At 72.4% G+C, this 24990-nt stretch carries 24 protein-coding genes; 14 read left to right on the plus strand and 10 right to left on the minus strand.

Annotated elements, in window-relative coordinates:
• Positions 1-70: 70 nt before the first annotated feature.
• Positions 71-913 carry a (2Fe-2S)-binding protein gene (locus tag ACFXKZ_RS12640; RefSeq protein ID WP_379999411.1) on the plus strand — a complete coding sequence of 281 codons (843 nt, stop codon included), beginning with the start codon at positions 71-73 and terminating at the stop codon, positions 911-913.
• 207 nt (positions 914-1120) lie between these two features.
• Here the strand turns inward: ACFXKZ_RS12640 and ACFXKZ_RS12645 are convergent, their stop codons facing one another.
• Positions 1121-2233 (minus strand): citrate synthase 2, encoded by a 1113-nt coding sequence (locus ACFXKZ_RS12645; RefSeq protein ID WP_078976741.1) that lies wholly within the window; start codon positions 2231-2233, stop codon positions 1121-1123.
• 392 nt (positions 2234-2625) lie between these two features.
• Between ACFXKZ_RS12645 and pdxH the strand changes: the two genes are divergently transcribed.
• Both pdxH and ACFXKZ_RS12655 read left to right on the plus strand, forming a co-directional pair.
• Positions 2626-3264, plus strand: a complete 639-nt coding sequence (pdxH, locus tag ACFXKZ_RS12650; protein WP_380000010.1) for a pyridoxamine 5'-phosphate oxidase — start codon at positions 2626-2628, stop codon at positions 3262-3264.
• A gap of 541 nt (positions 3265-3805) precedes the next feature.
• Complete coding sequence (locus ACFXKZ_RS12655; protein ID WP_380000012.1) at positions 3806-5017, plus strand: MFS transporter; 1212 nt, start codon at positions 3806-3808, stop codon at positions 5015-5017.
• A gap of 18 nt (positions 5018-5035) precedes the next feature.
• Here the strand turns inward: ACFXKZ_RS12655 and ACFXKZ_RS12660 are convergent, their stop codons facing one another.
• The 3 genes from ACFXKZ_RS12660 to ACFXKZ_RS12670 all read right to left on the minus strand — a co-directional run bounded on the left by ACFXKZ_RS12660 (position 5036) and on the right by ACFXKZ_RS12670 (position 8009).
• Positions 5036-5839 carry a hypothetical protein gene (locus ACFXKZ_RS12660; RefSeq protein WP_379999413.1) on the minus strand — a complete coding sequence of 268 codons (804 nt, stop codon included), beginning with the start codon at positions 5837-5839 and terminating at the stop codon, positions 5036-5038.
• 8 nt (positions 5840-5847) lie between these two features.
• Positions 5848-6594, minus strand: coding sequence for a sugar isomerase domain-containing protein (locus ACFXKZ_RS12665; protein ID WP_379999415.1), 747 nt, complete (start codon positions 6592-6594; stop codon positions 5848-5850).
• Positions 6595-6674: 80 nt separating this feature from the next.
• Positions 6675-8009 (minus strand): cryptochrome/photolyase family protein, encoded by a 1335-nt coding sequence (locus ACFXKZ_RS12670; RefSeq protein ID WP_379999417.1) that lies wholly within the window; start codon positions 8007-8009, stop codon positions 6675-6677.
• A 272-nt stretch (positions 8010-8281) separates the two neighbouring features.
• Between ACFXKZ_RS12670 and ACFXKZ_RS12675 the strand changes: the two genes are divergently transcribed.
• Positions 8282-8971: a metal-dependent transcriptional regulator gene (locus ACFXKZ_RS12675; RefSeq protein WP_078976746.1), complete on the plus strand. Its 690-nt coding sequence runs from the start codon at positions 8282-8284 to the stop codon at positions 8969-8971.
• A gap of 123 nt (positions 8972-9094) precedes the next feature.
• On the opposite strand, the gene ACFXKZ_RS12680 is transcribed toward ACFXKZ_RS12675, so the two are convergent.
• Positions 9095-9751 carry a bifunctional DNA primase/polymerase gene (locus tag ACFXKZ_RS12680; protein WP_379999419.1) on the minus strand — a complete coding sequence of 219 codons (657 nt, stop codon included), beginning with the start codon at positions 9749-9751 and terminating at the stop codon, positions 9095-9097.
• 445 nt (positions 9752-10196) lie between these two features.
• Here ACFXKZ_RS12680 and ACFXKZ_RS12685 point away from each other — a divergent pair, with 445 nt between their 5' ends.
• From ACFXKZ_RS12685 to purU, 6 genes are all read left to right on the plus strand, one after another.
• Positions 10197-11573 carry a transcriptional regulator gene (locus ACFXKZ_RS12685; RefSeq protein WP_379999421.1) on the plus strand — a complete coding sequence of 459 codons (1377 nt, stop codon included), beginning with the start codon at positions 10197-10199 and terminating at the stop codon, positions 11571-11573.
• 209 nt (positions 11574-11782) lie between these two features.
• Positions 11783-13063, plus strand: a complete 1281-nt coding sequence (locus ACFXKZ_RS12690) for a hypothetical protein (protein ID WP_379999423.1) — start codon at positions 11783-11785, stop codon at positions 13061-13063.
• 204 nt (positions 13064-13267) lie between these two features.
• Positions 13268-14392: a uroporphyrinogen-III synthase gene (locus tag ACFXKZ_RS12695; protein ID WP_379999425.1), complete on the plus strand. Its 1125-nt coding sequence runs from the start codon at positions 13268-13270 to the stop codon at positions 14390-14392.
• A 208-nt stretch (positions 14393-14600) separates the two neighbouring features.
• Positions 14601-15443 carry a hypothetical protein gene (locus ACFXKZ_RS12700; RefSeq protein WP_379999427.1) on the plus strand — a complete coding sequence of 281 codons (843 nt, stop codon included), beginning with the start codon at positions 14601-14603 and terminating at the stop codon, positions 15441-15443.
• Positions 15444-15653: 210 nt separating this feature from the next.
• The gene (locus tag ACFXKZ_RS12705) at positions 15654-16091 is read left to right on the plus strand and encodes a hypothetical protein (protein ID WP_380000014.1); all 438 of its coding nucleotides are present in this window, start codon (positions 15654-15656) and stop codon (positions 16089-16091) included.
• Between the two features lie 111 nt (positions 16092-16202).
• The gene (gene purU / locus ACFXKZ_RS12710) at positions 16203-17111 is read left to right on the plus strand and encodes a formyltetrahydrofolate deformylase (protein WP_379999429.1); all 909 of its coding nucleotides are present in this window, start codon (positions 16203-16205) and stop codon (positions 17109-17111) included.
• A gap of 21 nt (positions 17112-17132) precedes the next feature.
• Here purU and ACFXKZ_RS12715 read toward each other — a convergent pair whose 3' ends face one another.
• Complete coding sequence (locus tag ACFXKZ_RS12715) at positions 17133-17351, minus strand: hypothetical protein (protein WP_078976754.1); 219 nt, start codon at positions 17349-17351, stop codon at positions 17133-17135.
• 426 nt (positions 17352-17777) lie between these two features.
• On the opposite strand from ACFXKZ_RS12715, the gene ACFXKZ_RS12720 reads away from it, so the two are divergent.
• Positions 17778-18971, plus strand: a complete 1194-nt coding sequence (locus ACFXKZ_RS12720; protein WP_379999431.1) for an RtcB family protein — start codon at positions 17778-17780, stop codon at positions 18969-18971.
• Positions 18972-19085: 114 nt separating this feature from the next.
• Here the strand turns inward: ACFXKZ_RS12720 and ACFXKZ_RS12725 are convergent, their stop codons facing one another.
• The 3 genes from ACFXKZ_RS12725 to ACFXKZ_RS12735 are packed head-to-tail and all read right to left on the minus strand — an operon-like array spanning position 19086 to position 21018.
• Positions 19086-19634, minus strand: coding sequence for a DUF1772 domain-containing protein (locus tag ACFXKZ_RS12725; protein WP_379999433.1), 549 nt, complete (start codon positions 19632-19634; stop codon positions 19086-19088).
• A 38-nt stretch (positions 19635-19672) separates the two neighbouring features.
• A complete protein-coding gene (locus ACFXKZ_RS12730) occupies positions 19673-20152 on the minus strand; it encodes a DUF1772 domain-containing protein (protein ID WP_379999435.1) in 480 nt (159 codons plus the stop codon).
• Positions 20153-20154: 2 nt separating this feature from the next.
• On the minus strand, positions 20155-21018 hold the full coding sequence (locus ACFXKZ_RS12735) for an NAD(P)H-binding protein (RefSeq protein WP_379999437.1): 864 nt from the start codon (positions 21016-21018) through the stop codon (positions 20155-20157).
• 91 nt (positions 21019-21109) lie between these two features.
• Here ACFXKZ_RS12735 and ACFXKZ_RS12740 point away from each other — a divergent pair, with 91 nt between their 5' ends.
• Together ACFXKZ_RS12740 and ACFXKZ_RS12745 are read left to right on the plus strand one after the other, a co-directional pair.
• A complete protein-coding gene (locus ACFXKZ_RS12740) occupies positions 21110-22132 on the plus strand; it encodes an AraC family transcriptional regulator (RefSeq protein ID WP_379999439.1) in 1023 nt (340 codons plus the stop codon).
• An 81-nt stretch (positions 22133-22213) separates the two neighbouring features.
• Positions 22214-22768, plus strand: coding sequence for a GNAT family N-acetyltransferase (locus ACFXKZ_RS12745; protein ID WP_379999441.1), 555 nt, complete (start codon positions 22214-22216; stop codon positions 22766-22768).
• Here ACFXKZ_RS12745 and ACFXKZ_RS12750 read toward each other — a convergent pair.
• Positions 22735-23607 carry a carboxymuconolactone decarboxylase family protein gene (locus ACFXKZ_RS12750; protein ID WP_379999443.1) on the minus strand — a complete coding sequence of 291 codons (873 nt, stop codon included), beginning with the start codon at positions 23605-23607 and terminating at the stop codon, positions 22735-22737. The genes ACFXKZ_RS12745 and ACFXKZ_RS12750 overlap by 34 nt on opposite strands.
• Before the next feature lie 169 nt (positions 23608-23776).
• On the opposite strand from ACFXKZ_RS12750, the gene ACFXKZ_RS12755 reads away from it, so the two are divergent.
• Positions 23777-24958, plus strand: a complete 1182-nt coding sequence (locus ACFXKZ_RS12755; RefSeq protein ID WP_379999445.1) for a hypothetical protein — start codon at positions 23777-23779, stop codon at positions 24956-24958.
• The last annotated feature ends 32 nt before the right edge of the window (positions 24959-24990 follow it).

The following is a 24990-nucleotide window of genomic DNA, read 5'->3' on the forward strand; positions in this document are numbered from 1 at the left end:
CCGGCCCCGAGGGGGGAATGTCGGGCCGACCCGTGTGGACACGAGGTTAGGCAAGGCTTACCTTCGGATCATGTCCGTGCTCGATCTTCGTCAGCCCGCGCCGTGCCCCGCGTTCGCGGAGACCTTCCGTGCGCTCGGTGCCGCGTGTGCGCTGATCACCGTCGAGCCCGGACGCCCCGCCGTCGGCATGCTGCACGCCTCGCGGATGGCCGAGGACCCCGACGTGCTCGCCGAGATGCTGGCCGCCGAGCGCACCCGGATCGGCGCGACCCTGGCGGCCGAGCCGCGCGCCGACGCGATCGCGATGTGGGCGCTGCACGGCTACGCCTGGTACGCCTGCCTGATGCTGACCGGCCCGTGGTTCCTGTGCCGCCGGGTCCCGCTGGTGGCCCTGGACGAGGTGTGGATCGCGCCCGGGTCCGAGCGGGTGGGCCGCTCCTTCACGGTCACCTCGAACACCTTCGCCTGTCTGCCCGACGACCCCGACGCGAACGCGCCCGGCGCGCGAGTGGTGGCCGACGAGGCGGCGCTGCGGGCGTTGCTGCGTGATCGGGTGGCCGAACACGTCGAGCCGCTGCTGGTGGCGTTCCGGCCGCATCTGCGTCGGGGCGAGCGGGTGTTGTGGTCGATGGTGGCCGACGAGGTGGTGAGCGGCGTCTGGTATCTGGGGCGCACGCTTGGTGAGGGTGACCGCGCGGTGCGCGAACTGGGGGAACTGCTTCCGGGGGATGTCGGTCGGTTCAAGCGTGAGGCGGGGTTTCGGGTGCTTGCGGGGACCGAGGGGCGTAGCCACTGCAATCGCACGCAAAGCGTGTGCTGTCTTTGGTACACGCTTGATTCGGCTGCGCTGTGCAGTACGTGTCCGCGGGCGTCGGATGCGCGGCAGGTGGCCATCCTGGAGGGGCGTGGCTGACCCCGCTTCGCGGGGTTTGTGCCCACCCGCCCACCCGTTGCGTTGTCGACGAAGGCTGCGGATTCACGGCGGTGGGGCGGCCTGATCGGGCCTTGCGGCCGCGTTCGGAAGACGGCGAAACCCCGTTCCCTCGTGAGGAACGGGGTTTCGTTCGGAGCGTCGAGAAGCAGCGATCCGTGCTCGGAGATCGGTGCCGGTGAGCGCCGGTCAGTGCTTCAGGTTGCGCACCGTGTCGTCGTATCCCGCGACCTCGGTGATCGGGCGGGTGCCCGGGCCGATGTAGCGGGCGGCCGGGCGGACCAGGCGCGAGGTGCGCTTGTGCTCCAGGATGTGCGCGCTCCACCCGGCGGTGCGGGCGCAGGTGAACATCGAGGTGAACATGTGCGCCGGCACCTCGGCGAAGTCCAGCATCACCGCGGCCCAGAACTCCACGTTCGTGGCCAGGATCCGGTCGGGACGCCGAGCCTGGAGCTCTTCGAGCGCCGCCTTCTCCAGCGCCGCGGCCACCTCGTAGCGAGGTGCCCCCAGCTCCTTGGCCGTGCGCCGCAGCACACGCGCACGGGGGTCCTCGGCGCGATACACCCGGTGGCCGAAGCCCATCAGGCGCTCGCCCCGGTCCAGGACACCCTTGACGTACGCCGTGGCGTCGCCGGTGCGCTCGATCTCCTCGATCATGTGCAGTACGCGCGAGGGCGCGCCGCCGTGCAGCGGGCCGGACATCGCGCCGACCGCGCCGGACAGACACGCCGCGACGTCGGCACCGGTGCCCGCGATCACGCGCGCGGTGAACGTCGACGCGTTCATGCCGTGCTCGGCCGCCGACGTCCAGTAGGCGTCGACCGCCTTGACGTGCTGCGGGTCCGGCTCGCCACGCCAGCGGATCATGAAGCGCTCGACGATCGTCTGCGCCTTGTCGATCTCGCTCTGCGGCACCATCGGCTTCTCCAGGCCGCGGGCCGACTGGGCGACGTACGACAGCGCCATCACGGCTGCCCGGGCGAGGTCGTCCCGCGCCTGGGCGTCGTCGATGTCGTGCAGCGGTTTCAGACCCCACACCGGAGCCAGCATGGCCAGCGCGCTCTGCACGTCCACGCGGACATCGCCGGAATGGATGGGAATCGGAAACGGCTCGGCCGGCGGCAGACCGGGGTTGAACGCCCCGTCCACCAGCAGGCCCCACACATTGCCGAACGAGACGTGGCCGACGAGGTCCTCGATGTCCACACCTCGGTACCGGAGCGCGCCACCCTCCTTGTCGGGTTCGGCGATCTCCGTCTCGAACGCTATGACTCCTTCGAGCCCGGGTACGAACTCGGACATCAGGCGACTCCTCATGCGATCTCGACTGACTTGTGGCCGGGTCCTTCATACCCCGCCCCGCCACACCGTGTCTTCCCCCGAACGAGGCCGGGGAGCAGGGTGCCGATCAGGCTTCGCACCTGGGATCCACCGGTGGTTCGGGGAGGTGTTCCGGTCGGTCCGGGCGAGGCCGGGATGGTGCCTCGCCTGAAGGTATGGGCCGATCGAAGTCCGTTGTTCAGGATATCTCTCGATATCGAGACGACCTACTTCGGAACGCGCCGGGGCGAGTGAGGTGGGGCACAAACCCACCCGGGACGGGATTGCCGGACGTCACCCGGTCGGGGGTGGTCGTGCCGCCGGTCGGCCCCGAGTGGTACTCGTTGTCCGTGGAGTTCACCGAGCTTGCCGCGATGCGTCGGCATTACCGAGGCGAGGGCATCGACGTCGGCGCCCTGCCCGCCACCCCTTTCCCGATGTTCACCGCCTGGCTGGCCGAGGTGGCCCGGGCCGAGCTGCCCGAGCCGAACGCGATGGTGGTCGCGACCGCGACGCCGGACGGGCGGCCGAGCACCCGCACGGTCCTGCTCAAGGAGTTCGACGAGCGGGGCTTCGTCTTCTATACGAACTACGGCTCGCGCAAGGGCGTCGAACTCGGCGCCAACCCGGCGGTGAGCCTGCTCTTCCCGTGGCACGCGCTGGCCCGCCAGGTGATCGTCACCGGTTCCGCCGAACGGGTGTCCCGAGAGGCGACCACCGAGTACTTCCGCTCCCGACCTCGCGGTTCGCGGATCGGCGCCTGGGCGAGCGAGCAGTCGAGGCCGGTCGCCGGGCGCGAGCAGTTGGAGAAGCGGTACGCGGAGGCCGAGGCGGGGTTCGCCGACATCGACGACATCCCGGTGCCGGAGTTCTGGGGCGGCTTTCGGGTGGTGCCCGGGACGGTGGAGTTCTGGCAGGGGCGGGAGAACCGGATGCACGACCGGCTGCGCTACCTGCGCGAGGGCGACGGCGGCGGGGACGTGTCGTGGCGGGTCGAGCGACTCAGCCCGTGAGGCGGGCTCTGCGGAGCAGGCCCCGGTAAGCGGGTCCTGCCGGCCGATCCTGAAAACCGGCCGGAAACGACAGCGACCCGCAGGTCGCTTCTCCGTCCACCTCGGTGAGGTGGGACGAAGGCCGGGGGACGATCCCGGCGACCTGCGGGTCGGGTGTCTGCCTGGTGTTGCCGGCCGCCTGCCTGCGTCCGTCGCGGTGCACTCACGACGGGGCCTGCCGAGCCGGTAAACCGGAGTGGCGGCTAGCGGGCAGCCACCTCACGCGTCCGAATGCTATGCAACTTCAGACCACCTCCTCTCCCGTGTGCCAGTGAGATTAGATCGGCGTCGGGGCGGGTGCAACGGATTTACGGGGTGCCCGATCCCACACCGAATCCAGGAATAGATGCAGGGCACACTGGACTTGGATGTGGGGATGCCCTCTGCCCCTGACACCTCGAAGAACCCGGCGCGGAACGCATCGCCGAACCCGCCGCCGGACGCATCGCGGCCCGCCGCGAGGAAGCCCTCCGGACGCCGCGCCGGATCCGTGCTCGTGGACCTGGGTCCACTGCGCGAGTTCCCCGACTTCCGCCGCCTGTGGTTCGGCCACTCGGTGTCCTCGCTGGGGCAGCAGATGACCGCCGTCGCGGTCGCGATCCAGGTGTACGACCTGACCGGCTCCAACTTCGCCGTCGGCGTGGTGGGACTGTGCGCGGTGGTCCCGCTGATCGTGTTCGGCCTGCTCGGCGGGGCGATCGCGGACAGCCTGGACCGGCGCCTGGTCGGCCTGGTCACCGCCGGCGGGCTCTCGGCGGTGTCGGTCGTGCTGGCCCTACAGGCCTTCTTCGACCTCGGCCAGGTGTGGCTGCTGTATACGGCGGTCGCGGTGCAGTCCGGCTTCTACGCGGTGAACAATCCGGCCCGCACGTCGATGATCCCCAAGCTGCTGCCCGCGGACCGCCTGCCGTCGGCCAACGCGCTGAACTCGATAGCCATGGCGTTCGCGATGACGGTCGGGCCCATGTTCGGCGGTCTGGTGATCGGCCTGTGGAGCTTCCAGGCCGCCTACCTGATCGACGCGATCGCGTTCTCCGCGGCGCTGTACGCGATGTGGCGGCTGCCGTCGATGGCGCCGGACCGTACCGAGGGCGGGCCCAAACGGGCCTCGGTACGCGAGGGGCTGCGCTTTCTGCGGAGTCGGCCCAACATCCGGATGACGTTCCTGACCGACATCGTCGCGATGGTCTTCGGCATGCCCCGCGCGCTGTTCCCGGCGATGGCCGCGGGCCTGTACGGCGGCGGGGCGAGCACGGTCGGCCTGCTGGTCGCGGCGCCGGCGGTCGGCGCGCTCGTCGGCGGGCTGTTCTCCGGATGGCTGGGTCGGGTGTACCGCCAGGGACGCGCGGTGGTCGTCGCGGTGCTCGCGTGGGGGTTGTGCATCACCGCGTTCGGACTCGGCGGACCGCTGTGGCTCGGGCTGATCCTGCTCGCCTGCGCGGGCTGCGCGGACACCGTCGGCATGGTGTTCAGGAATACGATCATGCAGGTCGGCACGCCGGACGCGATGCGCGGGCGGCTGGCGGGCGTGTTCATCGTGGTGGTCGCCGGCGGGCCGCGCCTGGGCGACTTCGAGGCCGGGGCGGTGGCCTCGCTGACCACCGAGCGCATCTCGGTGGTCAGCGGCGGGATCGCGTGTGTGGTGCTGGTGATCGTGCTGTCGCTGCGGTGGCGCGACTTCTGGCGCTACGACGGGCGCGACCCGAAGCCGTAGCGCGGGCGGCGCGGCGGGTCAGGTGCGCGGCGCGATCCACACCTGTTCGGCGTGTGCGGCCGGGCGGCCCTCGGCGTCGTAGAGCGTGGTGGCGGTGCGTACCTTGCGCCCGTCCCGGCCCAGAAGCCGGCCGAGCACCACGCATGGCTCGTCCGGATAGGGCAGCGCGTACACGTGCGCGGTCATCCGGCCGAGCAGGAGCGCGGTGTCGCGGTCGATCCCGGTCCAGCCGCCGGGGCAGTCCAGCGCGGCCCAGACGAACTCCGGCGACACCTGGCCGGTGTCCGGCGCGACCAGCGAGCCGTGTGGGGTCCACACGCACGCGTTGGTGTCCGGGCGGTCGGCGAGCATGCCCGGGAACAGCCGCAGGCCGTCGCCCTCGGCCCGATCCGGGCCGCACACGAAGCAGTCGGTGTACGGGTTCCACGTCGCGAAGCCCGGGTAGGACCGGCTCGCCTCGGCCGCCTCGGCGGGGGTGACCGGGTCGATCGGGGTGGGCAGCGGCAGCGCGGGGTCGACCGGGATCGCCTCCGCGATCGCCCCCGCGTCCTCCGCCAGGGTCAGCGTCCCGCTCGCGGCGTCGTGCGCGAGGGCCAGCGGACGGTCCAGCGGCACCGCGCGGCGCAGCGTCACGGCCACCCCCGAGGCGATCCCGCCGACCGCGCGCGTGGCCAGCAGGCCGGCCAGGTAGCCGCCGTTGCCCATGCCCGGCGGCCCGTTGAAGCGGCCGGGGACGACCAGCGGGGCACAGCGGGGGTCGGCCGCGTCGCCCGCGCCGGACGAGGTCTGCTCGGGGGAGTGGGACCGTGCGTTGGGATGCACTGCCGGGTTCACCTCAGATAGAAGATCCGGTCCGCGTGTTCGGCCAGCAACCGCTCGTTCCACGCGTTGCCGCCGTCGATGTTCGCGGACATGAACACCGGGGGTTCGATCCCCCGGGAGACCAGGTGGCCGATCACGCCGACCATGAGTGTCTGCATCACCGCCGAGCACACCACACCCGAGGTCGGGCCGATCCGCTGGGGCACACCCTCCACCTCCAGCGCGGCGTCGCCGACCGCGATCGCGGTGTCCAGGACGATGTCGCAGTTGTCGAGGACCCGGGTGCCCGACGGGTGCCGCGCCGGCTCGGCCTCGCTGGCCTCGACGGAGGTCAGGCCGATCACCAGCGCGCCGCGCTCGCGCGCCCGCCGGGCCAGCTCCACCGGCAGCCCGTTGCGCCCGGACAGCGAGATCACCACGAGCGCGTCGCCCTCGCGCACCCCCGCGCCGTCCAGCACGGGACCGGCCAGCTCGGCCAGCTTCTCCACCGCGCTGCTGACGGTGATCGGACGCACGGTCAGCTCGTTGCCGGGGGCGATCAGCGGGTTGGCCAGGATCAGGCCGCCCGCGCGGTAGACCACGTCCTGCGCGGCGAGCGCGGAGTGCCCGCCGCCGAACACGAACAGCCGGCCGCCCTCCGCCAGGGCACCGGCGATCCGGTCCGCGGCCCGGTCGATCGTGGGCAGTTCGACGTCCCGCAGCCGTTCCAGCAGCCCGATCGCCGCGTCGAGGTAGCGTGCGCCCAGCTCGACCATCCCCGGTCCTCCCGTTCGTCAGGAACTTCGTCCTCGGAGCTTCGTATACGGATCCGCCGTGCGAACGCGGATCCGGCACCCTACCGCCGGATCGCCTGGTAGCGGTCGAGTGCGACGCGTCTTTCCTCGGCGTGCTCCACGATCGGATCGGGATAGCCGTCGACCCCGATCCGCCACGGCTCGTGCACCGCGCGGCCCGCGATGTGCCGCAACTCGGGCACGTACCGGCGCACGTAGTCGCCCTGTGGATCGAACCGGCGCCCCTGCTGAATCGGATTGAACACGCGAAACCACGGCGACGCGTCGGTGCCGCAGCCCGCGGTCCACTGCCAGCCGTGGCTGTTGGACGCGGGGTCGCCGTCCACGAGGTGTCGCATGAAGTGCGCCGCGCCGCGCGTCCACTCCTGATGCAGGTCCTTGACCAGGAAGGACGCCACGACCATGCGCACCCGGTTGTGCATCCAGCCCTCGGCGAGCAGCTGCCGCATGCCCGCGTCCACGAACGGGAAGCCGGTTCGGCCCGCGCGCCACGCGTCGAAGAGCACGTCGGCGTCCGGGCCGGTGTCGTAGGCCATGCCGGCCAGGTCCCGGTTCAGGTATTCGTGCATCGTCTCGGGGTGGTGCCAGAGCACGTCGCCGTAGAACTCGCGCCAGGCCAACTCGGACCGGAACGTGGCGTCGGGACAGTCGGCGAGCAGCGTGCGCGGGTGGATCTCGCCGAACTTCAGGTGCGCCGACAACCGCGAGGTGCCGGGCAGGTCGGGCCGGTCCCGCAGCTCCGCGTAGCGGTCCAGGCCACGCGCGCGAAACCCCCGCCAGGCGGCCAGCGCCGCCCGCTCGCCCGCCTCGGGCAGGTCCACCCCGGCCGGCTCGGGGGCGGCGGGTAGGTCGTCCGAGTCGGCGTGTGCCCAGGCGAGGTCGCTCGGTCGCGGCAGCGGCTCGCGCCACCCGTGCTCGGCCCACGCGCGCAGGAAGGGGGTGAACACCCGATACGGCGTCCCGTCCGCCTTGCGCACCCGGCCCGGGGCGACCGCGTACGGCGATCCGGTGGCGCGCAAGGGTACGTCCAGCGCCTCGGCCACGGCCGCGTCCCGGGACCGGCCGTAGGGACCGAAGTCCGTCGTGACGTGCACCTCGGCGGCGCCGCTCTCGCGCACCAGTGCGGGCAGTACCCGGGCCGGCTCGCCCGCGCGGACCACCAGCCGCCCGCCCGCCTCGCGCAGATCGGCGTCGAGGGCGTGCAGCGAGCGGGCCAGGTGCGCCCGGCGCGCCGGCCCCGCGGCGTCCCACACCGCCGGGTCGAGCACGAACAGCGGCAACACCCGGGCGGGCGCCCCGTCCCCGGTACCGGGGAAGCCGGTGCCGGCCGCGGCGTGCAGCGCGGGGTGATCGGACAGCCGCAGATCGCGACGCAACCAGAGAACATGGACGCGGCGCACTCGATCGGTGGATTCCGCGCGACGCGAGGTCTTCCGGGATGGCAATGGCATATCGGAACGTTATGACCGTACGCACCCGACAACGTGTACCCACCGGGGCTGGGCACACGTACGGATGACGCGGCGGAGTGCACGGGACGGCGTGTGCCGGGAAAAGCCGCGGGGACCCGATCGGCCGGACGTCCGCATCGGCGGTCCAGGTGCGTCAGAATTGCACGGCAGGACCACCAAGAACGGAGCCGCTGGTCGTGAGTGGACTCATCGACACCACGGAGATGTACCTCCGGACGATTTTCGAGCTGGAGGAGGAGGGTGTGGTCCCGCTGCGGGCGCGGATCGCGGAGCGGCTCGAGCAGAGCGGGCCGACCGTGAGCCAGACCGTGGCACGAATGGAGCGGGACGGGTTGTTGACGGTCGAGGGCGACCGTCATCTGGAACTGACGGCCGAGGGGCGGGGAATCGCGACGCGGGTCATGCGCAAGCACCGACTCGCCGAGTGCCTGCTCGTGGACGTCATCGGGCTGCCCTGGGAACAGGTGCACGCCGAGGCGTGCCGTTGGGAGCACGTGATCAGCGAGCAGGTGGAGCGTCGCCTGCTCGAACTGCTGCGCTATCCGAAGGAATCGCCCTACGGCAACCCGATCCCGGGCCTGGAGGAACTGGACCGGGAACTGCACGCCGACTCCTTCAAGGAAGGCGGCCTCGTCACGCTCCTCGAGTCGGCGGGGCCGGAAGGAAAGAACGTCGTGGTGCGGCGGCTCGGCGAGCCGCTGCAGACCGACGCGCAGTTGATGTACACGCTGCGCCGGGCCGGGATTCGTCCCGGTGCGGTGGTGAGTGTGCACGAGTCCGCGGGCGGCGTGATGGCGGGCAGCGGTGGCGAGGCCGCCGAGCTGCCCCCCGAGGTCGCCTCGCACGTGTTCGTGGCGGCGCGCTAGGCGCGGCTCGCCGGCCGCGGCGCGCGTCGCTCGCGGCCGGCCGGCCGTGGTTCGCGCGAGGGCCCTCCCCACCGAGTCGTCTCGGTGGGGAGGGCCCTTCGCCATACGTCCGGTGCGCTCGGCCTAGCGTGCCTCGGCCATTGCCCGGCCGCACGCGTACGCGATCGGGCTGACCAGTTCGCGGGCCTCGGGGAGCCAGCGGTTGAGCTCGGTGGGTTCGCGCGCCCACGCGGCGCTGCCGGAGGTGCCCATGCGCGACGGCGGGGCCACCACCCAGTCGCCCTCGCCCTTGGGGATCAGGTCGATCGAAGTGGCGCCCCAGCCGATCCGGCGCAACATCTCGCCCATCTTGTCCCGCGCACCCGGCAGTACGAGGAACTGCAGCCGCCGGGTGGGGGTGGCGATCACCGGGCCCGGCGGCAGGCCCATCCGCTCCAACCGGGCCAGCGCCAGACAGCCGGCCTGCTCCGGGACGTCGATCACGTCGAACCCGCGCCCGGTGGGCAGCAGGATCGCCGCGTCGGGGTGCTCGCCCCACCAGCGCCGCACCAGCGCGGGCGAACTGGCCGCCTGTACCGCCCAGTCGCGCAGGATCGGATGCGCGCCGGGGGTGGCGCACCCGGGATGGCCGCAGTTGCACCGACGCCCCGCGCTGTGCTCGACCACCGAGGCGCCGGGAACCACGTCCCAGTGCCGGTCCTCGGCGTAGCGGACTGCGGTCTCAACAAGCGTGTCGCGGGCGATCTGCCGGGCCCCCAGGGTGTCTTCCACGTGCTGCACAACTGTGGGACCACGGGATGGTTACGGCCGGGCGAGGGCGCACTCGCGGCCACCCACACGGCGCACCGGCACCGGCACCGGGTCGCACGTCGCGCGGGCGCGCGCCGGCCGACGGAAACGGGGTGATCAGGGGCGATGGGATCATCGCCGGCCATCCGGCGCAAGGGGGGCGCATGGGTGCAGATCGGGGGGCGCAGTGAAGGGTGCCCTATCCGCTGCTCTATATGGGTCACTACGCTCCGTACGCGGATGAACCATTCGTCCGACTGCCGGGCGGCAACGGCGATTCCCCGTACCAGGGGCCCCGGCGGACGGACGACGTCCGCTCGATTCGCACAACGGACTCACCAGGCATCGGGCGCGCACCCGACGGGACCGGGCAAGCCCCCGTCGCGCCGATCCCGCATGTCGCAAACCCGCACCAACGGTCGGGGAGGGAACACCGATGGCCGCGCGAACGCAGGCGACAAGGCAGCCCAACGAGAGATTGACGGCACTGATCCAGGAGGCCGGCTGCTCGAATGCGGGGCTGGCCCGACGGGTCAACATGTGCGGGGCCGAACACGGCATGGACCTGCGCTACGACAAGACCTCGGTGGCCCGTTGGCTGCGCGGGCAGCAGCCGCGCGGCGCGGTGCCGAACCTGATCGCCGAGGCGATCGGGCGCAAGCTCGGCCGGCCGGTGACCGTCGAGGAGATCGGCATGGCCGACGGTCGCAGCCTGGCGACCAACGTCGGCCTGCAGTTCGCCGCCACCCCCGCGGCCACCGTCGAGGTGGTCACCGAGCTGTGGCGCAGCGACGTCAACCGGCGCGACTTCCTGCTCAACTCCTCGGTCGCGGTGGCCGCCCTGGTCGCGCCCAGCCGGGACTGGCTGATCACCGAGCCGGATCCGCAGGTGGCCCGGATCGGCGGGCCGCGCGTGGGCGTCTCGGACATCGAGGCCGTGTGCGCGACCACGGACATGTTGTCCGCGCTCGACCACCGCTTCGGCGCCGGGCACATCCGCCCGGTCGTGGTGCACTACCTGGGCAGTGTGGTGACGCAACTGCTCAACGGGACCTATTCCGACGAGACGGGACGTGCCCTCTTCGCGGCCGTGGCCCGGCTCACCGAGCTGGCCGGCTACATGGCCGTGGACACCGGCCAGCCGGGACTCGCCCAGCGCTACTACATCCAGGCGCTGCGGTTGACCCAGGCCGCGGGGGACCGGGCCTACGGGGGCTACGTGTTGGCCGCCGGGATGAGCCATCTCGCGGGCAGCCTGGGCAATCCGCGCGAGATCACCCAGCTCGCCCGCGCCGCGCAGGAGGGCGCCAAACACGAGGCCACGCCGACCACCCAGGCGATGTTCCACGCCGCCGAGGCGCGCGGGCACGCGCTGCTCGGCGACGCGCGCGCATGCGAGGGCTCGTTGGCCCGGGCCCAGTCCGCGATGGACCTGGCGCTGCCGGACGAGGACCCGGCGTGGATAAGCCACTTCTCGCAGGCGTACCTGTCCGACGAGTTCGCGCACTGCTATCGCGACCTGGACCGGCCCCGGCAGGCGGAGGCCGCGGCCCGGGCGGCGCTGGAAGGGCACGCCGACACGCGGGTGCGCCGGCGGGCGGTCGACACGCTCCTGCTGGCCACCGCGCACCTGCAGCAGAACCGGCTGGACGAGGCGTGCGCGGTCGGCGCGGAGGCGCTGGACCTGGTGGGCCGGCTGCACTCGGCGCGCGGGCTCGAATACCTCAAGGACTTCCAGCGCCGGCTGGAGCCGCATCGCGACGAACCCCTGGTCCGGGAATTCGCCGAGGCGGTGCACGCGGTCCCGGTCTGATCGCCCGACACCGCCGCCCACCTGCGGCGGGTCGTGTCACCGGGGTCGCCGAACACCCTTGGCGGGGCCCGGTCGCGGCACGCGCCGCTGTTCGTCACTCGAACGACTGAGTTACCGTCGGGCGGACCGGGGGAGCGGCCGCCGGACGATTCGGCCGGTCGCGCGACGCCCCGGTGCGACGGCTTCGAGGCGACGAACGGGTGGGTGGCATGGGATCCGGTGCAGCGGACGGCGGCACGGGCGGACACGGTCCGAACGGCGGGCAGCCGGGGCCGTCGCCTTTCGGCCCGCTCGAACTCCCGCGCGACGAGACCGAGGTGTTGCCGAGATTCGACGACTACGCGGATCAGGGGCCGCCGGAGCAGTACGGGCAGGGGGCGTATCCGGGGCAGCAGCAGGCGTATCCCGGGCAGCAGTCGTATGCGGGGCACCAGTCGTTTCCCGGGCAGCAGGGCTACCCGGGGCAGCCGCAGCCGCCGGCCGCGCCCGGGCAGGTGCCGCCGCGGCCGATGCATACGCCGCCGGGTGGGGCCGCGGCCGGCTCGCCCCTGGCGCCGCCCGGGACCGGGCCGCAGCCGGCGGGGCCGGCCGACCCCACCCAGGTGTTCGAGGTGAGCCTGTTCCGGGACGAGGTGGCCGGCCCGCCGTCCGCCGGCACGGGGCCGGTCGGCATTCCCGCGCCGCCGATCCGGCCGGCCTACTCGGGGCAGCCCGCGCCGCCGTCCGGCGGGTATCCCGCCGCGCAGTCCGCCGGGTATGCCGCGCCGCAACCGGCCGCCCCGCCGTACGGGCCGCGTACCGTCCCGCCCGTCGAGCACGGCGACCCGGGACCGGGCCGGAACCGCACGCCGCTGATCGCCGCCGGCGTCGGGGCGCTCGTGGTGGTCGCCGCGATCGGGGTGTTCGCCAGCGGCGCGTTCGGCGACGACGACAAGGGCGACAAGGCGGACAAGGGCGCCGCCGCGACGGCCGGTCCGAAGCCGGAGACGTCCGGGAGCGCGGCGCCCGGGACGTCGGCGCCACCCGCCAAGGCGAGCGAGAGCGCCGCGCAGGCGTCCGCCGTGGACCGCCTCCTCCAGTCGGGAGCCGGCTCCCGACAGGTCGTGTCGCAGGCCGTGCAGAAGATCCAGAAGTGCGACGACCCCGCGGCCGGCGCGCAGTCGCTCAACGAGGCGGCCCGGCAGCGCGACGAGCAGCTCGCGGGCCTGGACAAGCTGGCCACCGACAAGCTGACCCGCGGCGCCGACCTGGTCGCCGGACTGCGCGAGGCGTGGACCGCATCCGCCGAGTCCGACCGCGAACTCGCGGCCTGGGGCACCGAGATGGCCCGCGGCGGCTGCAAGGACCACAAGGCCGAGTACACCGACCACAAGCGCGCCGCCGACCGCGCGGGCGGCCGGGCCACCACCGCCAAGAACAAGGTGGTCGGCCTGTGGAACCCGATCGCGGCCGACAACAACCTCGGCAAGCGCAGCGCCGGCGACTTCTGAGCCACCGCCACGCCGCGCAGGCGACTTCCGAGCGCCCACCGCGCCGCGCAGGCGACCCGGGCGCCGCGGACGCGAACCGACCCGAGCCGCGTGGGCCGCGCGCACCGGGGCAGGCCCCGGCCGACCCGCCCATCGACCCACGCGCTAACTCCCGCGTGACCGTCCGGCAACAGGGACGTAACACACGTCGGCGAGTCTCACCCCATGGAGACAGGCACGGGGGCCGCGCCGCTGGTCGGGTTCACCATCGGCGTCACCGCGGCCCGGCGCCGCGACGAACTCGCCGCGCTGCTCCGGGACCTGGGCGCCAAGGTGGTGGACGCGCCCACCGTACGGATCGTGTCGCCCGCCGACGATCCGATCCTGCGCCGGGCCACCGAACGGGCCCTGGACCGCCGCCTCGACTACGTGGTGGCCACCACCGGGGTGGGCTGGCGCGGCTGGTTCGGCGCCGCCGAGGGGTGGGGGCGCGGCGCCCGACTGGCCGGCGCCTGCCGGGCCGCGGCGGTGGTCGGGTGCGGGCCCAAGGCGACCACGGCGGTGCGCGCGAGCGGGCTGCGCGAGGTGTACTCGCCCGGCTCGGACTCGCGCGGCGAGGTACTGGCCTGGCTGCTCGCGCGCGATCTGCGCGGGCGGCGGATCGCCGTCCAGGAGCACGGCGCGCCGGCCCCGGGCTTCGCCGAGGGGCTGCGCGAACGCGGCGCCGAGGTGGTGGAGATCCCGGTGTTCCGCTGGGGGCCGCCGGACGATCCGGGCGCGGTGCGCCGGTTGGTGGAGCAGACCGTCCGGCACGAGGTGCACGCGCTCACCTTCACCAGCGCGCCCGCCATCGGCGCGTTCCTGGAGACCGCGCAGACGGCCGGCCGGCGCGCCGAGGTGCTGGCCGCGCTGCGCGCCGACGTACTGCCGGTGTGCATCGGCCCGGTGTGCGCGCGTCCGCTGGCCGACCTGGGCGTCGAGTCGGTGTGGCCCGAGCGCGGGCGGATCGGCTCGCTGGTGCGCACGATCGCCGAGGCGCTGCCCGCGCGGGCCCGCCGGGAGCTGGACACCGGCACCCGGCGGCTGGTCGTCCAGGGCAACGCGGTCCTGGTCGACGGGCGGACCATCTGGCTGCCCCCGGTCCCGGGCGCCGTGTTGCGCGCCCTCGCCGAGAAGCCGGGCTGGGTGCTGGGCCGGGCCGAACTGCTGCGCCGGGTGTGGGCGGACCCCAGGACCGACGAGCACGCCGTCGAGGCGGCGATCGCCCGACTGCGCGCCGCGCTCGGGCCGTACGCGGACCTGGTCCTCACCGTCACCAAGCGCGGCTACCGCCTGGCCGTGGATCCCTGACCCCGCCTCGGCCGGGCGTCCCGGCCCGGCCCGGACGCCCGTCATGGGCGAAAGGTGCCGGTCGGGGCGCCGGCAAAGCGGTATATTTCCTCCGCACGCTACCCCCCGCCTGGTAGGAGCCGAGGACCAACCCGCACCATGGCTGGGTGACAGGGGGTGAACACGAACCTTGATACGCATACGGAAGCGCACACGACTGTCCGCGGTCGTGCTTTTCGCCACCACCGTGGTGGGAGCCGCGGCGTGTACCGGATCGCCGGACGCCGGCAAGGTCGCCGACACGGTCGCCACCGCGGGACCGAGCGCGGCGCGGATCGGCACGCCCGCGCCGAAGACGGTCGCGGCGGACGGCGCACCCGCGACCGTGCCGCCGGGCGGCACACCCGCCACGGTGCCGCCGGTCGTGCCGCCCGCCGCCGCCGGCGACACCCCCGAATCGGGGGCATACGGGAGCGAGTTGCTGACCCACCTGCGGACCACGGCGCACGGGGGCCACGTCACCAAGATCCGGGTGGTCAGCTCGTACAAGGTCTACAAGGTCACGCTCGAAACCGACCTGGTCCGGGGCAACGGCTCGAACACGCAGGCCGAGGAACTGGTCCGGGACCGGGCGGGCAAGCTGCTGACCGAGACCGCGCAGTGGGCCGAGGACCATCCGGCGCTGTGGGTGGGCGGGATCGAGATCCTGGACTCGGACCGCGACGCGATCGACTTCCGGCTCGGCGCCGAACGGGACGACCGCAAGCCGGCCGCGGACGACTACGGGGCCACGATGCTGGCGGCGCTGCACACCACCGCGGAGGGCGCGCACCTCCAGCAGGTGCGGCTCACGCTGGACCACAAGGGCAAGTACGAGGTCGCGATCGACACCGACCTGTCCTCGCACCTGCCGGGGGACTATTCGACGGAGGCCGCGCAGGTCTTCAACAGCGCGGCCCGGATCCTGCTCGCCGCGCAGAACTGGATGCGCGACCACCCGGGCTTCGCGGTGGCCGCGCTGCGGGTGTTCGACGACGAGCGCGGGCTGATCACCATAAAGGTGGTGGACTGACCGCGCCGGACCGCGGGGACCGGGTCGATCCCGCCGGCCGGGCCGTCGCCCCGCCGGCGGGATCGACCCGGTCTGCGGCATGATCGGTGGCGATTCGAGGCGATCCGGGCGATCCCGACCGGATCCGGTCGGGATCGGATCCGGAACGCGACCGGATCGGATCGGTGAAACCGAAGCGGGGACAGGGGAGGAGGCGCCACGATGGCAGGTATGCGCCAGAGCACCGTTCCGTGGTGGCGTTGGCGGGCCCAGGTCCGCTCCGCGCTGCACATGTTCGGCGACCCGACGTTCCAGCGCGAGTCCTGGCTGGCCGGCCGCCCGGAGTACGGCTCGATCACCGACGCCGTCTATCGCCTGGTGGGCGACTCCTGGCTGGACCGCTGGTCCGCGACCACCTACATCGGTTGCCTGGTCACCGACGCCGAGGAGGCCGCCCTGGTGGACGCCGCGGTGCGGGAGATCCTGGGCGTGCTGCACGACGTCGGCGAGGATGCCCCGGCGCCCGCCTACCTCACCCACCCGCGCTGGCCCGACGTGGTCACCGCCTCGCGTGCCGCGCACGTGGCGCTGGCCCGCGCGGACGAGGACGACCCCGACGCGCCGCCGGACTCGCTCGACGTGTTGCGTATTCGTACCGGTGGGCGCTGAGCCCGCACCGGACGTGGGATCCTGTACGACCGGCCGCCGCGCCACGTCGACACCGCGCACCTCGGCGGATGGCGGGTGGACACGGGCAGACATCGGAAAGAAGGGCGCGTCATGACCGAGCAGACCCAGCAGCCTCTCGACGGCACCGACGCCGGCGACGCGTCGCCGGGTGCCGGCCAGTACGTGCTCACGCTGTCCTGTCCGGACAAGCGCGGCATCGTGCACGCGGTGGCCAGCTTCCTGATGATGACCGGCTGCAACATCGTGGACAGCCAGCAGTTCGGCGACCGCGACACCGGGTTGTTCTTCATGCGCGTGCACTTCGCCGCCGAGCCGGGCGTCGAGTTGGACGCGCTGCGGGCGGGCTTCACCGCCGTCGGCGCGTCCTTCCACATGGACTGGCAGATCCACGACGGGGACGCGCGGATGCGCGTGTTCGTGATGGTCAGCAAGTTCGGGCACTGCCTCAACGACCTGCTGTTCCGCAGCAGCATCGGCGCGCTGCCGATCGAGATCGTCGGCGTGGTGTCCAACCACCGCGACTTCGAGGAGCTGTCCCGCTCGTACGGGGTGCCCTTCCACCACATCCCGGTCACCCGCGAGACCAAGCCCGAGGCGGAGGCGCGGCTGCTCGCGCTGGTGCACGAGCACGACGTGGAACTGGTGGTGCTGGCGCGCTACATGCAGGTCCTGTCCAACGACCTGTGCAAGCAGCTCGAGGGCCGCGCGATCAACATCCACCACTCGTTCCTGCCGAGCTTCAAGGGCGCGAAGCCGTACCACCAGGCACACGCGCGCGGGGTGAAGCTGATCGGCGCGACCGCGCACTACGTCACCGGCGACCTGGACGAGGGCCCGATCATCGAGCAGGAGGTCGAGCGGGTGGATCACGCGGTCACCCCGGCGGCGCTGGTCGCGGTCGGTCGGGACGTGGAGTGTCAGGCGCTGGCGCGCGCGGTCAAGTGGCACTCGGAGCGGCGCGTCCTGCTCAACGGGACCCGCACGGTCGTCTTCACCTGACCCGGCCCGCGCCCGGGCGCCTCACCTGACGCTGAGCACGAACGCCGCCGAGCCGACCAGGGCCGCGGCGGCGCCGGCGATCCACCCGGCCCGGGCGGGTCGGGGGAACTCGGTGCGCTCCAGCGGCCCGTCGCCGTCGAAGTCGCGGACCACCGGAGGCACCCGCTGCCGATGCCGATCGCGCCCGAACACGACACAGGCGACGGCGGTGATCCACGCGGCTACCCCGACGACGAACATGCATCGGGAATGTACGCCCGCCCGGGTCGGGTGTCACAGCGGCGCGCGGTGTGTCCCGGGGGCGTGCGCGGGGCTCGTCGCGCGCACCGGAAAACCCTTTGCGAGGTGCGGCGTTGCCGTGGCTTGATGGAGGCCGAGCCAACGACGGGGCCTCCGTGTGTCCCGTCCCGTAGGGAGAGGAGCGAGCCGGTGCGGTTCCGTGACTTCGGCCGACGCCCCGTCAAGGGTGCCTCGGCCCGCCGCGTGTAACCCCTGCTTCGTTTCCCGCTCCGCGGGTCCCGCAGTCGCCAACCCTGCGGTCCCCGCCATCGGCTGCCCCGTGGCGCACCCGGGCCCACTACCCGGGGTGCGCCGGGGCGGCCACCCAAGACTTCGAGCCGCCGTGCTCACGTTTGATCACCATCCACTCAGGAGAGTGACCCTCCCATGTCGTACACCGAGGTCCCCGGCACCCGGGTACCGATTCGTATGTGGACCGACCCGGCCGCGGTCGAGGGCCAGGCCATGCAGCAGCTCCGCAACATCACCACCCTGCCGTGGCTGCACGGCCTCGCCGTGATGCCCGACGTGCACTACGGCCGCGGCGCCACGGTCGGCTCGGTCATCGCCATGCGCGACGCCGTCTGCCCGGCGGCGGTCGGCGTGGACATCGGCTGCGGGATGAGCGCGGTGAAGACCTCGCTCACCGCCGCCGACCTGCCCGACGACCTGTCCCGGGTGCGGTCCGAGATCGAGCGGGCCATCCCGGTCGGGATGGGCATGCACGGCGAGGAGGTGGACCCGAGCAAGCTGTACGGCCTCGGGTCGGCCGGCTGGGCCGACTTCTGGGGGCGCTTCGACGACGTTGCGGACGCGGTGAAGTTCCGCCGGGACCGGGCCGCGAAGCAGATGGGCTCGCTCGGCGGTGGGAACCACTTTGTTGAGCTTTGTGTGGATATGTCCGATTCGGTGTGGCTCATGCTGCACTCGGGCTCGCGCAACATCGGCAAGGAACTGGCGGACCACCACATGTCCGTGGCCCGGTCGCTGCCGCACAACCAGGGCATCGTCGACCGCGACCTTGCGGTGTTCGTGAGCGACACCCCCGAGATGGCGGCGTACCGCTCCGACCTGTACTGGGCGCAGGAGTACGCGGCGCGGAACCGGGCGATCATGATGGCCCTGTACCAGGAGGTGATCCGGCGCGAGTTCCGCAAGGCGCGGGTGACCTTCGAGGAGACGATCAGCTGCCACCACAACTACGTCTCGGAGGAGACGTACGACGGGGTGGACCTGCTGGTGACCCGCAAGGGCGCGATCCGCGCGGGGGCCGGCGACCTCGGCATCATCCCGGGGTCGATGGGCACGCGCTCCTACATCGTCCGCGGTCTGGGCAACGAAGCCGCGTTCAACTCCGCGTCGCACGGCGCCGGTCGCCGGATGAGCCGCAACGCCGCCAAGAAGCGGTTCACCGTTGCCGACCTCGCCGCGCAGACCGAGGGCGTGGAGTGCCGCAAGGACTCCGGCGTCGTGGACGAGATCCCGGGCGCGTACAAGAAGATCGAGCAGGTCATGCGGCAGCAGCAGGACCTGGTCGAGGTGGTCGCGGAACTGCGTCAGGTGGTCTGCGTCAAGGGCTGAGGCCCGGGTCCGCCGGCCGCGAGCCGGTGGACGGGACGCAATACGGCCGAAGGCCCGCCCGGGATCGGGCGGGCCTTCGGCATGTGGTGGGTGGGCTCGGGCGGTTCGGGCGACTCAGGTGGCGCGGTGGGCGCGGGTGGTTCGGGCGAAGAGGTGGGTGGCTCGGGTGAGGGTGGCCAGGGCGGCGGTGGCGAAGAGGGTGCGGGCTATGTTCCAGGCTATCCAGGTGTTTTCGACGTCTTCGCGGAGTTTGGCCGGGTCGGCGACCTTCGCGGGGTCGCCGGCGTCGTCGATCTTGTTGTTGAGCGGGATGTTGCCGCCCATGGTGATCAGCATGCCGACGAAGGCCAGGGCGACGCCGGCGACGACCCAGCGGGCGGCCTCGGGGGTGCCGAGCTTTCGGATCTGCACGATGGAGATCACGCCCAGGATCGGGGCGCCGAAGAAGCAGGAGAAGAAGACCGGGTTCTCGATGCTCCTGTTGACCTGCTGGAGGAAGTCGATGAAGGTGCGGTCGTCGACGTGGGCCAGGGCCGGCATGATCGCGACCGCGAAGCAGAAGTAGACGCCGGCGACGAGGCCGGTGGTGACCAGGCCGGCGCCCAGCACGATGGCGGCGGTGCGGGTCGGTGGTGTGGACGACTGTGTGGATGGCCGAGTCATGCCGGGGTCCCCGTTTTCGGATGGGTGGTCTGGAGAGGTCAGCGGGTGAGGGCGAGGGTCAGGCAGACCGCGGCGGCGACGCCGCCCAGCGCGCGCAGGTGGTTCGCCCGGGTCCACTCGGTGGGGAACGTGGCCCAGAGGCGCTCCTCCGCCTGCGAGTTCGGCTCGACCCGGTCCAGCGCGTTGTTGCGCGGCACGTGGTAGCCGGCGGTCAGCCCGAGCGGGCCGATCAGGTAGCTCAGTGCGCCGGCGATGAGGTAGCCGGAGTACGCCCCATCCCAGGAGACCAGCGCGGTCACGCCCAGGCCCGCGCAGAGCACGGAAGTGCCCAGCAGGCCGATCATCAGGGGCGGCTTCGGGGCCTCGACGTTGAGCGCACGCATGGCCGCGGCCCCCTGGTTCGCCGGGAGCCGGCCCAGACCGGCCATCACGAAGGAGGAGAAGCCGTAGAAGACTCCGCCCATCGTGGCGCAGCCGATGGCCGTGACCAGGGTCAGGACGAACAGGGGGCCGCTCATGGTCACACCTTCCAGACACCGCGGGCGGCGGCGTCGCGTGCGTAGTCGGAGAAGTCGCGGGGGTCCCGGCCGAGCGCGCGGCGCACACCGTCGGCGACGTGCGCGTTGCGTCCGTCGAGGACCTCGCCGAACAGGAAGGCCAGCAGGTCCACGACCTCGGCGGGAACCCCGTGCCCGGTCAGGGCCGCCGAGTATGCCTCCAGGGGCACCTGGACGTAGCCGATCTCGCGGCCCGACGCGCGGGCGATCTCGGCCACCGCGTCGGCGAAGGTCAGCAGCCGCGGCCCGGTCACCTCGTACACCTGCCCGGTGTGCCCGTCCTCGGTGAGCGCGGCGACCGCGACGTCGGCGATGTCCTCCACGTCGATGAACGGCTCGCCCACCGCTCCAACGGGCAGCGCCAACTCGCCCTCCAGGAGCGGGCCGAGGAACTCGCCCTCGTCGAAGTTCTGGGCGAAGAAGGAGGCCCGCACGATGGTCCAGTGGGCGCCGGAGGCACGCACCCGGGCCTCGGCGTCCTGCGCCTCGGGCTCGCCCCGGCCGGACAGCAGGACCAGGTGCCGCACGCCGCTCGCGGCCGCGAGGTCGGCGAACGCGCCGACCGTGTCCGCGCCGCCGGGGGCGGCGATGTCCGGCTGGTAGGAGATGTACACCTTCTCGACGTCGCGCAGCGCCGGGGCCCACGTGGTGCGGTCGGTCCAGTCGAAGGGGATCGGCGCGGAGCGCGAACCGAGGCGGACCGTGTGGCCCCGCTCGATCAGTTTCGCGGCGATCCGGCGGCCGGTCTTGCCGGTTCCGCCCACGACCAGCGTGGTCGAGGAGTCGGTGCCGGCGGTGTTCGCGAGGTGCTGTTCGTTCGTCGTCATGGCTCTATTCAAGGGCCTGGCGGTGAGAGTGAACATCGCTGAAGCGCCCAATAACATGTTTGATCGTCTCGATCTTCGCTAGGATTCGGGCATGGATGCTCTCGCGAGCCTGCTCAACGGACCCCGGGCGCAGGGCGCCTTCCTGCTGCGTTCGATGCTCAGCGCGCCGTGGGCCATGCGCATCCACGACGAGGCGCCGCTGACCGTCGTGGCGGTGGTGCGCGGCCATGCGTGGATCGCGCTGGATCGCGGCGAATCGGAGCGACTGACCGCCGGCGACGTGGCGATCGTGCGCGGGCCCGACCACTACCGGGTCTGCGACGAGCCGGACACGCAACCGCAGATCATCATCCATCCCGGCCAGCGCTGTTCCACCCCCGACGGGCGGGACCTGGCCAAGGAGATGGCGCTCGGCGTGCGCACGTGGGGCAACAGCGCCGAAGCCGAGACGATCATGCTGACCGGGACCTACCAGCTGGCCGGCGAGGTCAGCCGTTCGCTCCTGGAGGCACTGCCCGCCCTGGCGGTGATCCGGGCGGACGAGGTGGACTGCCCGGTGATCCCGCTCCTGGCCACCGAGATCGTCAAGGACGAGGCGGGCCAGGAGGCGGTCCTGGACCGCCTCCTCGACCTGCTGCTGATCGCGATGTTGCGCTCGTGGTTCGCCCGTTCCGGAACGGACGCGCCAGGTTGGTACCGCGGCTACCGCGACCCGGTGATCGGCCACGTGTTGTGCCTGATCTACAACAACCCCGAACAACCGTGGACGGTCGCGTCGTTGGCCGCCTCGGCCGGGGTCTCCCGGGCCGCGCTGGCGCGGCGGTTCAGCGAACTGATCGGCGAGCCGCCGATGGCCTTCCTCACCGCCTGGCGGCTGTCGCTGGCCGCGGACCTGCTGTGCCAACCGGAGGCCACGGTCGGGGCGGTCGCGGAAAAGGTGGGCTACGGCGACGCGTTCGCGCTCAGTACGGCGTTCAAGCGGGTCCGGGGGATGAGCCCGCGCGAACACCGCACCCGGGTCCTGCGCCGCGAGGGTGTGGGCATCGACGGATCGCGCCACCAGCGGGCCGAGGGGAACGAGCCGATCACCCCCGACGATCATCGGACCGTGTGATCGGGTGATTAGGCTGGGCGGGCACGAAACCCGCGGTACAGACCCCCCTGTCGCACCTCGAACGAATCGAACGGCACGCGCGTGACGACTCGCATCACGGTCGCCGAGACCGAACGGCTGGTCCTGACCAGGCCCCACCCCGACGACGCGGCGGCGGTGTTCGCCGTGCACGGGGATCCCGAGACCAACCGCTACAACCCGCTGGGACCGATGCCGTCGGCCGAGGCGGGCGTCGAGTTCCTACGGACGATGATCGAGGACTGGGAGCGGGACGGGATCGGCTACTGCGCGGTCGCGCCGCGCGAGCGCCCCACCGAGGTGTTCGGCTTCGCCGGGACCCAGTTGACCCGGCGGTTGCGTCCCGACGGTGTCCCGGTGTTCAACCTCTACTACCGCTTCTCGCCCATCGCGTGGGGTCGGGGCCTGGCCCGGGAGGCGGTCGACGTCACCGTCGCGTTGGCCCGCCGTACGCTACCGACGATGCCGATCTTCGCGGTGATCAACGCGGACAACGTGCCGTCGCTGACCCTGGCCCGCCGGGTCGGTTTCCGCCCGAGCGACGCGTTCGTCGACGTGGAGGGCCGGGATGTGTACCTGCTGCCTCAGGACTCGGTCGCGGAGGCGGTCGACGCCTGACCGGCGGCGGCCCGCTCGGCGAACACCGTGCGGGCGACGGCGATGCCGTTGAGCGCGGCGGGGAAGCCGGCGTAGCCGACCATCTGGGTGATCGTCTCGACCACGTCCTCCTCGGTGCCCCCGACGTTGAGCAGACCGTGGATGTGCACCGCGAGTTGCGGCGCGACCGTGCCGAGCGCGGTGCACATCGCGACCGTGGCGAGTTCGCGGGTACGCAGGTCCAGGCCGGTGCGCGAGTAGACGTCGCCGAAGGCGAACTCGATCACGTAGCGGCCCAGATCGGGGGCGATGTCCCGGAGCGAGGCGACCACCTGCTCGCCGGCGTGCCCGTCGATCTCGGTGAGCGCGGCCAGCCCGCGGCGGTAGCGGTCGGCGGTGGTCTCGGCGGCATCCGGGCCCTCGCCGGCGACCTCGGCATCCTCGGACGCGGTGTCCGGGTACGCCTCGAACACCTCGCGCGCCACGCCCAGTCCGTTGAGCGCGGCCGGGAAACCGGCGTAGACGGACACGTGGATCAGCGTCTCGACGATCTCGCGTCGCGTGCAGCCGACGTTGAGCGCGCCGGCCAGGTGGAAGCGCAACTGCGGCGCCGCGTTGCCGAGCGCGGCCAGCCCGGCGACGGTGGCCAACTGCCGCTCGCGCAGCGTCAGTCCGGGCCGTGCGTAGACGTCGCCGTAGCCGAACTCGACGACGAACCGGGTCAGGTCCGGCGCGATCTCGGCGAAGCCGTCGAGCACCGTCGACTGCTCGGGGCCGGCGACCTGTCGAAGGACGGCCAGGCCGCGCTCGTAGCGGTCGTTGGTGCCGGTGAGGGTGGTGGTGTTTCCCGTGCTGTTCATGATCGGGAGCCTACGAGTTGGAGTGAACTCAAAGTCAAGGCGCGTGTGAGTCCGACTCCGGTGTCCGTGCCGCCAATGATCCGTGTCCGCGAGATGCCGTTTCGGCGGCAAACCATGATCCGGGTCACATACGCCCGGACCTGTCGGTTGGCGCGGCTATCTTGCTCCGATGTCTGATCAGAGGGGGAACCGGGACGCAGGCGACGGCCGCGACCGGATGGATGGACCGGCGGGCGCCGGGTCGGGTGGGGCCGACCCGAACGACCCGTTCGCCGGGTACGTGTTCGACGAGGACTTCGTCCGGGGCGCGACCACGACCGAGGGGTCCGCGCGGGCGCGCATGCTTGCCCGGAAATGGGCGAACGAGCCGCCGCAGCACGCCCCGTGGCGGGCCGACGGGCCGAGCCGGCCGCCGCGCCGGCGCCGGTGGCGGACCGTCCTGGTGACCGTCGCGGTGCTCGCGCTGGTGGCCTTCGCCGCCGCGCCGGACCGGGTGTTCGGCTGGTTCGGCACGTCGAACACGGCCGCGGCCGACGATCCGATGGTGCAGCCGCCGGTCGTTGGGGTGGCCACCTCGGTGCCCTCGGCGGGGGAGCGCCGGGAAGTCGATCCGGACCGGCCCACCCGGAAGAATCCGTTCGCGGGCTCGCCGGCCGTGAACTACGCGGACAACGAGGCGGGCCTGACCCTGCCCGAGGTCAAGACGGTGCCCGGGTACAGCGCGGCCGAGGTCACCGAGGCGCTGGAGCTGACCCGGCGGCTGCTGATCGCCGGCAACCTGGACCGCGACGTGCTCGCGGGCGGGCGTCCGGCAGGCTACCTCGCGCTCCTGGATCCGGCCGACGGCCAGGTCGCACGGATCGAGGACGCGCTGCGGGCGAACCGATGGGAGCCGGACAACCCCGTCTCGTGGGTGACCAGGTTCGATCCCAAGGAGATCGAGCAGGTGGGCCGGGTGGTCAAGGTCAACGGCATCACGAGCTACGACGTCGATGGCGAGGGCACCTTGACGGTGCACGCCGACTACTCGTTCGTCTATCCGGTGGCCAAGGCCGGCAGCGGGGCGGACGCGACGGTGACCCGCTCGGTGGTGCGTCGGGTGCTGGAGACGAAGGTCTATCGCGGGCCCCGCTATCAGGCGACGGTGCGCGGCCGGATCGCGGTGGCGCAGGTCGGGTTCGACGCCGCGAACAGCTCGTGCACACGCCTGGACGGCTTCGTGCGGCCGGAGTTCCCGGACGACGACTCGACGACGCCGTCGGGGTCGCCGAAGACGGTCGACCCGTACGACCGCAGCAAGCCGATCGAGGACGGGGTGCCGGGGGAGTGTCAGCGGGTGAGCCGGGTTTGATCCCTGTGGTGGGGAGGCGGGGGTTTGAAGGC

This window comes from Embleya sp. NPDC059237, from assembly GCF_042754105.1.
Lineage (GTDB): Bacteria > Actinomycetota > Actinomycetes > Streptomycetales > Streptomycetaceae > Embleya.

Coding starts and splice junctions, on each gene's coding strand:
- ACFXKZ_RS12685 (WP_379999421.1), top strand. CDS start 10,197: ATGGCCGCGCGAACGCAGGCGACAAGGCAGCCCAACGAGAGATTGACG.
- ACFXKZ_RS12690 (WP_379999423.1), top strand. CDS start 11,783: ATGGGATCCGGTGCAGCGGACGGCGGCACGGGCGGACACGGTCCGAAC.
- ACFXKZ_RS12645 (WP_078976741.1), bottom strand. CDS start 2,233: ATGTCCGAGTTCGTACCCGGGCTCGAAGGAGTCATAGCGTTCGAGACG.
- ACFXKZ_RS12720 (WP_379999431.1), top strand. CDS start 17,778: ATGTCGTACACCGAGGTCCCCGGCACCCGGGTACCGATTCGTATGTGG.
- ACFXKZ_RS12715 (WP_078976754.1), bottom strand. CDS start 17,351: ATGTTCGTCGTCGGGGTAGCCGCGTGGATCACCGCCGTCGCCTGTGTC.
- ACFXKZ_RS12735 (WP_379999437.1), bottom strand. CDS start 21,018: ATGACGACGAACGAACAGCACCTCGCGAACACCGCCGGCACCGACTCC.
- ACFXKZ_RS12640 (WP_379999411.1), top strand. CDS start 71: ATGTCCGTGCTCGATCTTCGTCAGCCCGCGCCGTGCCCCGCGTTCGCG.
- ACFXKZ_RS12705 (WP_380000014.1), top strand. CDS start 15,654: ATGCGCCAGAGCACCGTTCCGTGGTGGCGTTGGCGGGCCCAGGTCCGC.
- ACFXKZ_RS12755 (WP_379999445.1), top strand. CDS start 23,777: ATGTCTGATCAGAGGGGGAACCGGGACGCAGGCGACGGCCGCGACCGG.
- ACFXKZ_RS12665 (WP_379999415.1), bottom strand. CDS start 6,594: ATGGTCGAGCTGGGCGCACGCTACCTCGACGCGGCGATCGGGCTGCTG.
- pdxH (WP_380000010.1), top strand. CDS start 2,626: ATGCGTCGGCATTACCGAGGCGAGGGCATCGACGTCGGCGCCCTGCCC.
- ACFXKZ_RS12730 (WP_379999435.1), bottom strand. CDS start 20,152: ATGAGCGGCCCCCTGTTCGTCCTGACCCTGGTCACGGCCATCGGCTGC.
- ACFXKZ_RS12725 (WP_379999433.1), bottom strand. CDS start 19,634: ATGACTCGGCCATCCACACAGTCGTCCACACCACCGACCCGCACCGCC.
- ACFXKZ_RS12740 (WP_379999439.1), top strand. CDS start 21,110: ATGGATGCTCTCGCGAGCCTGCTCAACGGACCCCGGGCGCAGGGCGCC.
- purU (WP_379999429.1), top strand. CDS start 16,203: ATGACCGAGCAGACCCAGCAGCCTCTCGACGGCACCGACGCCGGCGAC.
- ACFXKZ_RS12695 (WP_379999425.1), top strand. CDS start 13,268: ATGGAGACAGGCACGGGGGCCGCGCCGCTGGTCGGGTTCACCATCGGC.
- ACFXKZ_RS12750 (WP_379999443.1), bottom strand. CDS start 23,607: ATGAACAGCACGGGAAACACCACCACCCTCACCGGCACCAACGACCGC.